The sequence below is a fragment of the Jejuia spongiicola genome (assembly GCF_023502325.1).
Taxonomy (GTDB): Bacteria; Bacteroidota; Bacteroidia; order Flavobacteriales; family Flavobacteriaceae; genus Wocania_A; species Wocania_A spongiicola.
On record NZ_JAMFLZ010000002.1, the window covers coordinates 135058 to 145824 of the forward strand.

11 protein-coding genes are annotated in these 10767 nt (G+C 30.6%); 3 read left to right on the forward strand and 8 right to left on the reverse strand.

Going from position 1 to position 10767, the window contains the following annotated elements; translation table 11 throughout:
- Window positions 1-83 precede the first annotated feature (83 nt).
- Window positions 84-503, forward strand: coding sequence for a (4Fe-4S)-binding protein (locus M3P09_RS04490; protein ID WP_099564402.1), 420 nt, complete (start codon window positions 84-86; stop codon window positions 501-503).
- 148 nt (window positions 504-651) lie between these two features.
- On the opposite strand, the gene M3P09_RS04495 is transcribed toward M3P09_RS04490, so the two are convergent.
- Entirely contained in the window at window positions 652-1320 is a 669-nt protein-coding gene (locus M3P09_RS04495; RefSeq protein WP_249972185.1) for a hypothetical protein, read from the reverse strand.
- A gap of 32 nt (window positions 1321-1352) precedes the next feature.
- On the opposite strand from M3P09_RS04495, the gene M3P09_RS04500 reads away from it, so the two are divergent.
- Window positions 1353-2156: a class I SAM-dependent methyltransferase gene (locus M3P09_RS04500; RefSeq protein WP_249972186.1), complete on the forward strand. Its 804-nt coding sequence runs from the start codon at window positions 1353-1355 to the stop codon at window positions 2154-2156.
- A 117-nt stretch (window positions 2157-2273) separates the two neighbouring features.
- Here M3P09_RS04500 and M3P09_RS04505 read toward each other — a convergent pair whose 3' ends face one another.
- The 4 genes from M3P09_RS04505 to M3P09_RS04520 form a co-directional block, all read right to left on the reverse strand.
- Complete coding sequence (locus tag M3P09_RS04505; RefSeq protein WP_249972187.1) at window positions 2274-2567, reverse strand: DUF2584 family protein; 294 nt, start codon at window positions 2565-2567, stop codon at window positions 2274-2276.
- 188 nt (window positions 2568-2755) lie between these two features.
- A complete protein-coding gene (gene msrA / locus M3P09_RS04510) occupies window positions 2756-3415 on the reverse strand; it encodes a peptide-methionine (S)-S-oxide reductase MsrA (RefSeq protein WP_249972188.1) in 660 nt (219 codons plus the stop codon).
- 216 nt (window positions 3416-3631) lie between these two features.
- On the reverse strand, window positions 3632-4411 hold the full coding sequence (locus tag M3P09_RS04515; protein WP_099564396.1) for a zinc ribbon domain-containing protein: 780 nt from the start codon (window positions 4409-4411) through the stop codon (window positions 3632-3634).
- 3 nt (window positions 4412-4414) lie between these two features.
- Window positions 4415-5509: a Nif3-like dinuclear metal center hexameric protein gene (locus M3P09_RS04520; protein ID WP_099564395.1), complete on the reverse strand. Its 1095-nt coding sequence runs from the start codon at window positions 5507-5509 to the stop codon at window positions 4415-4417.
- Window positions 5510-5562: 53 nt separating this feature from the next.
- On the opposite strand from M3P09_RS04520, the gene lpxK reads away from it, so the two are divergent.
- On the forward strand, window positions 5563-6567 hold the full coding sequence (gene lpxK / locus M3P09_RS04525) for a tetraacyldisaccharide 4'-kinase (RefSeq protein WP_249972189.1): 1005 nt from the start codon (window positions 5563-5565) through the stop codon (window positions 6565-6567).
- Here the strand turns inward: lpxK and M3P09_RS04530 are convergent.
- From M3P09_RS04530 to lipA, 3 genes are all read right to left on the reverse strand, one after another.
- Window positions 6557-8758: an ATP-binding protein gene (locus tag M3P09_RS04530; RefSeq protein WP_249972190.1), complete on the reverse strand. Its 2202-nt coding sequence runs from the start codon at window positions 8756-8758 to the stop codon at window positions 6557-6559. The two genes, lpxK and M3P09_RS04530, sit on opposite strands and share 11 nt — an antisense overlap.
- 64 nt (window positions 8759-8822) lie before the next feature.
- Complete coding sequence (gene gap / locus M3P09_RS04535; RefSeq protein WP_249972191.1) at window positions 8823-9839, reverse strand: type I glyceraldehyde-3-phosphate dehydrogenase; 1017 nt, start codon at window positions 9837-9839, stop codon at window positions 8823-8825.
- A 2-nt stretch (window positions 9840-9841) separates the two neighbouring features.
- Window positions 9842-10720: a lipoyl synthase gene (lipA, locus tag M3P09_RS04540; RefSeq protein WP_249972192.1), complete on the reverse strand. Its 879-nt coding sequence runs from the start codon at window positions 10718-10720 to the stop codon at window positions 9842-9844.
- Window positions 10721-10767 lie beyond the last annotated feature (47 nt).

Sequence of the window (10767 nt, forward strand, 5' to 3'; positions counted from 1 at the left end):
AATTATAAAGTTAGAAAGGAACTGATAAATTATACTAAATTAAAGAATATTCTTTTTTGTATATTTAGTAAAAACTTTAAGATATGGGAAAGATAAAAGAATATTCGAATGGAGAAACTACAGTAGTTTGGGAAGCCGAAAAATGTATTCATTCTGCTATTTGTGCCAAAGGCTTACCCGAAGTATTTCAACCTAGAGATAGACCTTGGGTTAAAATTGATGGTGCAGACACTGAAACTATTATAAACCAAGTAAAAGCATGTCCTTCAGGAGCTTTAAGATTTTATATGAATGCTGAAGGAGATGAGTCGTCTGAAACCTTAGAAACAAAAGTTGAGGTTTTAGAAAATGGCCCTTTATTGGTTTACGGAACGCTTAAGGTTACTCATAAAGATGGTTCGTCTGAGACTAAAAATAAAACAACCGCTTTTTGCAGATGTGGTGCATCAAACAATAAACCATTTTGTGATGGAGCGCATGTAAAAGAAGATTTTAAAGGTTAAAATAGTTCTGTTTAAAAAGGGAAAAGCGCTTCAACCATTGATTGAAGCGCTTTTCATATATATAGGCGCAAATGCGGAAAAAACTATTTATACTTTATATACGAACTTTGTCGTAAGCTAGATGTTTAAATTACAGAAAAGACAAAAATTATTTTAAGATCACTTTTACATTTGTAAAATTAAGATTCCAGTTCTCAGGCTGCTTTTTATGCTCCAAAGCTATTTTTATACCATTAAACTCTTGATAGTTTTCAAAAGTTGTAATCATTGATGGTTCCTTTTGATTTCCTTTTCTAAAAATCCATTCTTTAATTAAATAGTTCTCATCAAAATAAATATCATAAGCATCACCAGGAGTATATCCGCCATCGTTTGAATAGGTAAGCGTAATTTTATTCATCTCTACGTTACTTACAGGTGCTTTTTCTTTTATAGGATCAGAAATGGTTGTGCCATCATCCCAAACCAACTGAAACGGTACAAGCAACCAAAATTTATCGTTTATAAAGCCTTGATCTGCTTTTAAACTTAAACTGTCAATTGATGCTCTATTATACTTAACCGTTTCGTCTTTAGATTTCATTACTACTAAATCTTGTGCTGGCTTCCAAAACCAAGTGCGCTCAAAATGGCTACTATCTCTATCTACATTAAAAGTAAACTGTATTTCAGCAACATTTTTCCAATTTTCAAAACCATGCGCATTAGCAATTTTTTGTGCTACAGATACAGGAGCTTCAATTTGTGTTTTTTCTTTTTTTTGATTGCAGGAATAACAAAGACTTATTATGCCTATAATGGCGATTAATTTTTTCATAATTTAGATTTTTGTAAAGATATAATTTGAAAATGACAACCAATAAAGATTATTTTAAAACCAATAAAAATACTTGGAACGAAAAAGTAAAAGTACATGCCAAAAGTGAAATGTACCATTTAGATGATTTTAAAAAAGGAAAGTCGTCTTTAATGCCATATGAATTGAAAGCTTTAGGCGATGTAAATGGTAAATCTTTATTGCATTTACAATGCCATTTTGGTCAAGACACATTAAGTTGGAGCAGGTTAGGTGCAAAATGTACAGGAGTTGATTTAAGTGATGAAGGAATTAAACTTGCTAAGCAATTAAATGAAGAGCTTAAGCTAGATGCAAACTTTATATGTTGTAATGTTTTAGATACTTCTGATTTTATAAAGGATACTTTTGATGTTGTTTTTACAAGTTACGGTGTTATAGGTTGGTTGCCTAATTTAAGGCCTTGGGGAAATATGATTGCTGAAAGACTTAATAAAGGCGGAATGTTTTACATGGTAGAATTTCATCCTATAGTTTGGATGTTTGATTATTTAGAAGATAAGCCTGTTATGAAATACGGGTACATGCAAGAGGATGTTATATATGAAGAATATGAAGGCACTTATGCCAATAATAACTCAAAAATGATTAGTAAAGAATATGGTTGGAATCATGGATTGGGAGAAGTTATTACTGCTTTAACCGAGGCGGGTTTGCATATAGATTACTTAAATGAACATGATGAAAGTCCTTATAACGTATTGCCAGATTTAATAGAAACTGAATCTGGAATGTTTGTTACAAAAGATAAATTGTATCCTTTGATTTTTACTTTGAAAGCCACTAAGTTAAAATAAATTTTGAGAGTAGACTTAACGCTGGTATATGTAAGGATTGTTGAAGAATGAAGCCAATGTGGTACATCCATCCATAATCAAATGGGCGGGTAAGATATAATCTTGTTTGGACCGGTTTTACTTAATTTTGTTGGATTGATTTTCTTCCCAATAGTTGGTTAGGATTTTTTTTTCCTCTCCTGAATAAATTTTTAATACTACATATTTCCCTGAAGTATTATTTTTAGTATTAGTAAATTCCAATATCTCTATTTTGGCTATAGCAATTCTATTAAGGTTTATTAAGTCTATTGGAATCTTGATTGGGAATACTCTATTACCAGTCTTAGAAAAATTATATTCTTTGTTAGTCTCTATTTGATTCTGCAAATCAATTTGTAAAGCCCAATTAAACTTAATCTGAAATCCCATAATATCGTTAAACTTCTTTATTTATTGTTCTTTCTAAAACTCATTATCATCGTTAAAATTACGTGTAATTTTTAACGGATATGAAGTCGTTTTAATACTGAAACAAGTTCAGTACAGGTGTTTTACATTCAACGTTTAGCTAAATTAGTTGAAAATTTTTATGAAATCAAGTAAGAATTAAAAGTTATTTAATGATTGTCTTTCAATAATGTTTTAGGAAATTTAGCTTTAAATCTATTTAACCTTGGTATGGAAACATTTTGAATATAAGGATGATTTGGATTTAACCTTTCATAATCTTGATGATAATCTTCGGCTATCCAAAATTTTTGAAAAGGGTAAACTTCTGCAGCAATTTTAACGTTTAGTTTTTTTGCTAAGGCTTCTTTCTTTTTAAGAATTATTTGTTTTTGTTCCTCATTCTGATAAAAAATAATAGAACGGTATTGCGAGCCTCTATCGTTACCTTGTCCGTTAACTTGGGTAACATTTTGAGATGCGAAATATACATCAACCAAAGTTTCAAAACTAACAACTTTAGGGTCGTAAATAATTTCTACAGCTTCGGCATGCCCTGTTCTTCCTGTGTTGCTTGAACCGTAAGTTGGATTTTTTGTATGCCCTCCAGAATATCCTGAAATAGATTCTTCAACACCTTTTACACTTTCATAAATAGCTTCAACGCACCAAAAACAGCCGCTTGCAAAATAGGCACGTGCTTTTCCATTTTTAATTTTAACAGCTACTGGTTCGGCATTAATTACTTCCTGTTGTTTTTTGTTAACCTGTGCTGTGTTTTGACAACTAAATAATAATGTAATTAGTAATGTTGATAAAAAAGATTTCATGAGTTTATATTTATTGTCTTTTATTTGTTACATGTAGCTTCCATATAATTATTCCCTTGGGAATCAAAATTTCGTTATGGAAGTTTCATAAAATAAGAGTTTCTTTTAAAAGTCGGATTTAATTAAAAAACCTTAACATCAAGTTATATAAACTTTATTAAATAAAAAAAGCCTTCAAAACTGAAGGCTTTTTAAAATATGTGTTTTTAAAACGGATTAAAGTTTAGCAAACATTTTTTCCATTTTTGTTTTTTGCTCTTCAGCTAATGCAGCATCTACTAAAATACGACCACTATGCTCATCAGTAATTACTTTTTTACGCGATGCAATTTCTACTTGAACTTGTGGTGGAATAGTGAAAAAAGATCCTCCAGAAGCACCTCTTTCAATAGCCACTACAGCTAATCCATTCTTTACGTTTTTACGAATTCTTGCATAAGCAGCAACTAAACGCTCTTCAATCTGAGTTTTATAATCTTCAGATTTTTTAATTAAAGCCTCCTCTTCTTTTTCAGTCTCGGCTAAAATTGCATCTAATTCACTCTTTTTGTGTTTTAAGTGATTATCGCGTTCTTTTATACGATCTTTAGTTTCAGAAATAACTTCTTTTTTCTGCTCTATTTGAACTTTAAATTCTTTAATATGCTTTTCAGCCAATTCAATTTCTAATTCTTGAAACTCAACTTCTTTAGTAAGAGAATTAAACTCTCTGTTATTTCTAACATTTTTTTGCTGTTCGCTATACTTCTTTATTAAAGCTTTAGCTTCTTCAATAAGATTTTTCTTTGAAGTAATATCGTTATCTATTACTTCTAAATTTGCTACAAGTTTTTCTAACCTAATGTTTAGTCCAGCAACTTCATCTTCTAAATCACGAACTTCTAATGGAAGTTCTCCACGAACATTTCTTATTTCATCTATACGAGAATCGATGAGTTGTAAATCGTATAAAGCTCTTAAGCGCTCTTCTACAGTTACTTCTTTCTTTTTAGCCATACTTTAAAAATACTTAACAGGATTGGTATTTGTGTTTGATAAAACGACTGCAAAATTAGTAATTTTTTTTGTAAGATATGCTACTAAAAGGTTTTTTGTGAACTGTTCGCTTTCATAATGTCCAATATCTGCTAAAAGTATATTGTTTTCAGCTGTAAAAAAATCATGATATTTTAAATCAGCAGTTATAAATGCATCAGCACCAGATGCTTTAGCAGCTTGAATAGCAAAACTACCTGAGCCTCCTAAAACCGCTACTCTTTTTATTGGTTTACTCGTTACTGCAGAATGCCTAATGCACTCAGTATTCATTTTTGTTTTTACATAATTTAAAAAACTTAAGGCTTCCATTGGCTTTTCGAATTCACCAATCATGCCCATACCAATGTTTTGGTTTTTATTTTCTAAAGTGGTTACTTCATAGGCTACCTCTTCATAGCTATGTGTTTTAAAAAGTGTTTTGAGTATTATCGATTCTAAATGTTTAGTATAAGTAACAGTAATTTTAGTTTCCTCTTCGGTATGTAAAATTCCTTTTTCACCAATGCTTGGGCTTGAGTTTTCGTTACCCTTATAAGTTCCTAGCCCTTCAACATTAAAACTACAATCGTTATAATTACCAATATTACCTGCACCTACATTAAATAAAGCCGTTCTTAATTGTTCTGCTTCATCTTTTGGTACATAGGTAGTTAGTTTTTTTATGGTTTCGCTTTGCGGAATTAAAATTTGTTTGTTGACTAATTCTAGCTGATTACAAATCATATCGTTTACACCTTGTAAAGCATTGTCTAAAGCAGTATGTATTGCGTAAATAGCTATGTCATGCTTAATAGCTTTTAAAACAACTCGTTCTACATAATTTTTACCTGTAAGTTTTTTTAAACCTTTAAAAATAATAGGATGGAAGCTCACAATGAGATTGCAATTTTTCTCAATAGCTTCGTCTACAACAGCTTCAAGAGTATCTAAAGTGACAAGAACACCAGTTATTTTTGCCTTATTGTTGCCTACTAAGAGGCCTACATTATCAAAATCTTCGGCGTAAACCAAAGGTGCTAATGTTTCTAAATGATTTATGACGTCTTGAACTATCATATTATTTTTTGGTATTGATTTAAAACAAATATAAATATTATATTTTCGTAGCTGTGAAGCTAATTAGAAAAATATTATTTCCTATTGTTCCCATATATTATTTGGTGACTTGGTTGCGAAACAAATTATATGACTTAGGAATTAAAAAATCTGTTTCGTATAACTTTCCTGTAATTTGCGTTGGTAATTTAAGTGTTGGAGGTACTGGTAAAACACCTATGATAGAGTATTTAATTAGATTGCTTAAGGATGATTTTAAAGTTGCTACTTTAAGTAGAGGGTATAAAAGAAAATCCAAAGGATTCCAGATTGGAGATAAAAATACAACCGTTGATGTTTTAGGTGATGAACCGTTTCAATTTTATAGCAAGTTTAAAGATGATATTCAAGTTGCTGTAGATTCTAATAGAAGCGAAGGAATTAATATTTTGAGAAGGTTGGAAGATTACCCCGAGGTTATTTTGCTAGATGATGCATTTCAACATAGAAAAGTAAAGGCTGGTTTTAATATTTTGCTAACGACTTACGGTAATATTTATACTGAAGATTTTGTGTTGCCAACGGGTAATTTGCGAGAGCCAAGAAGTGGTGCGAAACGAGCTAATGTTATTATAGTTACTAAATGTCCTAAGGATTTGAGTAAATCTGAAAAAGTAGCTATTTTAAGTAAGTTAAAATTACAAAATCATCAGTTTACCTTTTTTAGTTCTATTGCATACGCAGATGAAGTTTTTTCTAATGATTCTTCAAAAAACCTTGAATCTTTACCTAACTTTACTTTGGTTACTGGGATAGCAAATGCTAAACCTTTAGTTGACTTTCTAGAAGCTAAAAATTTAAACTTTGAGCACTTAAATTTTAAAGATCATCATGATTTTTCGCAAGAAGATATTTTAAAATTAGAGAAGCAAGAACTAATTGTTACTACTGAAAAAGATTATATGCGTTTAAAGCAATATGAATCGTTAAAAGAGAAATTGTTTTATTTACCCATAACTGTGATTATAGATAATGCATTAAAGTTTAATGAAATTATAAAGCAAGCCGTTAAGCGCTAGTAGAGGAGTTCTTTTTTGAAGATAAAGCGTTGTAAAGTTTTTTCTCAAACTCTTCTTGTTTAAATGGTTTTGGAATTATATCAGTAAATCCAGCCTCTTCAAACTCATGCATTTTATCTTCAATTGTCACTGCGGTTAATGCAAAAATAGTTAGCTCTTTATCAAAGCTTCTTACAATTTTTGTGGCTTCAATACCACTAATTCCTGGCATATGAATATCCATTAAAATAATGTTGTAATCATTTGCTTTAATCATTTCTACAGCATCTTCACCATTATCAATAATATCACATTTAAGATTCATTTTGGTAAGAATCTTTTTAGTAATCATTTGGTTTATTTTGTTGTCTTCAACAACTAAAATCTTTACATTATTTAAATCTAACTCGCTAGTATCACCACTAAAGTAAGTTGGTACTTTTTCTTTTGCTTCTTGAACAGATGTATATTCTAAAGGAATTTCAAAATAAAAAGTTGTGCCTTTTCCTAATTCGCTTTTTAAATAAATATCTCCTTTTAAAATCTCAATTAAACCTTTTACAATGGAAAGGCCTAAACCAGTACCTCCATATTTTCTGTTAATTTGAATTGAGCCTTGAGAAAAGCTTTCAAACATATTGTCTTGCTTTTCTTGACTAATACCAATTCCATTATCTTCAACTTCAAAACGAAGGCTGTAAGTATTGTCTATTTGATCAATTTTATAAACCCTAATCCAAATATCTCCATCTTTTGTAAATTTAATAGAGTTACCAACTAAGTTTATAAGTATTTGAGAGATCTTTAATTGATCTGCAATGAAGTTTTCAGGTAAATCTGCATCATACTCAAAATGGATTTGAATATTATTGTCTTTTGCCGAATTATCTAAAGCTAAAACAATGTTAGTTATTTTCTTTTTAAGATTGAATGATTCAGGTTCAATTTCAACTTTATTAGCTTCAATTTTGTTAATTTGAAGGATGTCATTTATAAAAGTTAAAAGGTAATCACCAGAAAACTTTAGCGATTTTAAATGCTGAATTTGTTCCGGTTTTGGGTTTTCTTCCAATAACATATTACTTAAACCAGTTACAGCATATAATGGTGTTCTTAACTCGTGAGTAACCGTTGATAAAAAGTTAGCTTTAGTTTTTGATGCTAATTCTGCTTTTTCCTTAGCAATAATAAGTTCTCCATTTTTTTTATGGAGCATATTATTGGTTTTTAACCTTATGTTATTGTTTTTATAAAGTGATAATGTTAATAAAGATAAAATGGTTATTAATGCAACACTTAAAATAGATATTAAAGTACTTAAATCATTTTTGTTATTAGCTTCTTGTAGCTCTTCAGCTTGTTTTTTGTTTTCCTCAATTTTATCAGTCATCAAAAATTCAATTTGCTTTTCTGGTGATAAATGAGCATGTTTAACAGCTCTAAGAGAATCTGATATTTTAATATGTGCTTTTAAGTAATCATTTGAAAGCTTATAGTCTCCAACATTTTGGTTAATCTCGCTTAAAATTAAATAGCCTTCATTTAAAATATTTGCAAAATTGTTTTCTTTTGCAATTTGAACACCTTCGCTTGCAAATTCTAATGCTTTTTCATTATCGCCTAAGATGCTGTAAATTTTACCGTGATTTACTAACCCGTTACTTTGTGTTTTTAGGTAGTTATGTCTTTTTGCTAAAGCAATGGCTTGTTCGTTATGCACCCTAGCTTTTCTGAAGTTATTTAAACTCATATAAGCTTTACCTTCACAAAGTAGAACGTCACTTAAATTTTCATTTAATTCTTCCTCTTGAAACTTTGTTTTAGCTGCGGTGTATTGATCTAAAGCTTGGTAGTAATCTTTTTTACTAAGGTAAATATCTCCATAAATTTTGCGAGACTTACCAATATTTATATTATCGTTAGTTATGCTTTGTATTTCTATAGCTTTAATTATAGATTTTATAGCATTCTCCTCTTTTTCAATAACCAGCAGCAATTCGGCTTTCATTGAATAAATAATACCTTCGCTTTTTTTGTAATTTGTTTTTTTAGCAATCTCTAAAGCCTCATCTAGCTTCTTTTGAGCTTCGTAATAGTCGTAATTCTCTATATCGGATTTAGCTTGAGTAATACGATAGTCAATGTTGTTTTGAATGACTTCAGGATCGTTCTCAACTGTGTTTTGAGCATACAAACTGTAGCTCAATAACATTAAAATTGCATATATGTAGACCTTTATCTGGGGCATTTATATTTAATATTCTCGACAAATATAATTATTTTATCGATAAAAGTGCATTTTTTTCCGATAAATTGCATATTAATTCAATTATTCTTTTAGAATAACCGGTTTCATTATCGTACCAACCTATTATTTTCACCATGTTTCCTATTACAGAAGTCATTTGAGAATCAAAGATACAAGAATGAGTGTTTCCTACAATATCTACTGAAACTATTGGATCTTCGGTATATTCTAAAACGCCTTTGTATTGATTCTTTGACGCATCTTTGAATGCATTATTTATGGTTTCAATAGAAACTTCTTTTTTTACATTAAACGTAATATCTGTTAATGATCCATTAATAACAGGTACTCTAATACCACAACCCCCAATTACATTGGCAAGTTCTGGAAAAATTTTTGTCAATGCTTTTGCGGCTCCGGTTGTAGTTGGTACTATAGATTGACTTGCAGCTCTGGCACGACGTAAATCTCTATGTGGCTGGTCGTGTAGGCTTTGATCTGTAGTATAAGAATGGACCGTAGTAATATAGGCCTGATTAATACCACAAAGTTTATTGACGATATCAATCATTGGAGCTGCATTGTTTGTGGTGCAAGATGCATTAGAGATAATAGTCTCTGTGCCATCAATAATATTGTCATTAACTCCTAAAACAATAGTTTTAATATCGTCTTCAATTGGAGGTACACTTAAAATAACTCGTTTAGCGTCATTATTAATGTGATATTGTAAATCTTGAGTAGTTTTAAACTTTCCTGAAGCTTCTATTACAAAATCTATATTAAAAGGGGTCCAATCTATATTTTTAGGATGATTATTATTTAATAGAATAATCTTTTCATCATCTAATATAATATGATTATCATCGTATGTAATTTTGCCATTAAATATTCCATGTACACTGTCGTACTTAAGTAAATGGCTCAAAGTTTTAGTATCGGCTAAATCATTTATAGCAACAACTTGTATGTTTTTATAATCTTGTAGTAAGTTAAAAACACGCCTGCCAATTCTTCCAAAACCGTTAATGGCAACTCTAATCATAATTAAAGAATGTGTTTTTGAGCTCTATAAGAAGAACGAACTAAAGCACTACTTTCTACATGACGAAATCCTAGTTCTAAACCAATTTCCTCGAACTCTTTAAACTGATCTGGGTTTATAAACTGTTTAACTGGAAGATGCTTTTTACTAGGCTGTAGGTACTGCCCGATAGTGACTACGTCAACATCATTCGCTTTCAAATCATGTAGCGTTTCAATAACTTCTTCTCTGGTCTCACCTAAACCTAACATAATGCCAGATTTTGTTCTACGTTGCCCTTGAGACTTTAAATATTTTAAAACACCTAAACTTCTATCATATTTTGCTTGTATGCGTACTTCTCGAGTTAGACGTCTAACGGTTTCAATATTATGAGAAACGACTTCTGGAGCAACAGCTATAATTCTATCAATATGCTGCTCAATGCCTTGAAAATCGGGTATTAAAGTTTCTAAAGTTGTTTCAGTATTCATTCTACGAACAGCTTTTACAGTTTCTGCCCACATAATACTGCCCATATCTTTTAAATCGTCCCTATCAACACTAGTTAAAACGGCATGTTTAATTTTCATTATTTTAATTGAACGCGCTACTTTTTCAGGCTCATCCCAATCTACAGTCTCAGGTCTTCCTGTTTTTACACCACAAAACCCGCATGAGCGTGTGCAAATATTACCTAAAATCATAAATGTAGCGGTGCCTTCTCCCCAGCATTCACCCATATTTGGACAACTTCCAGAAGTGCAAATGGTATTTAATTTATATTTATCTACTAAACCTCTAAGCTCGGTATATTTTTTCCCTGTTGGAAGTTTTACACGAAGCCACTTTGGTTTAGCTTGACGTTCTGGTAATATATTTGAAGCTGTATCTGTATTCATTTAGTATCAAATTTCAAAAGCACAAAGATACAAAGTATTCTATTAAA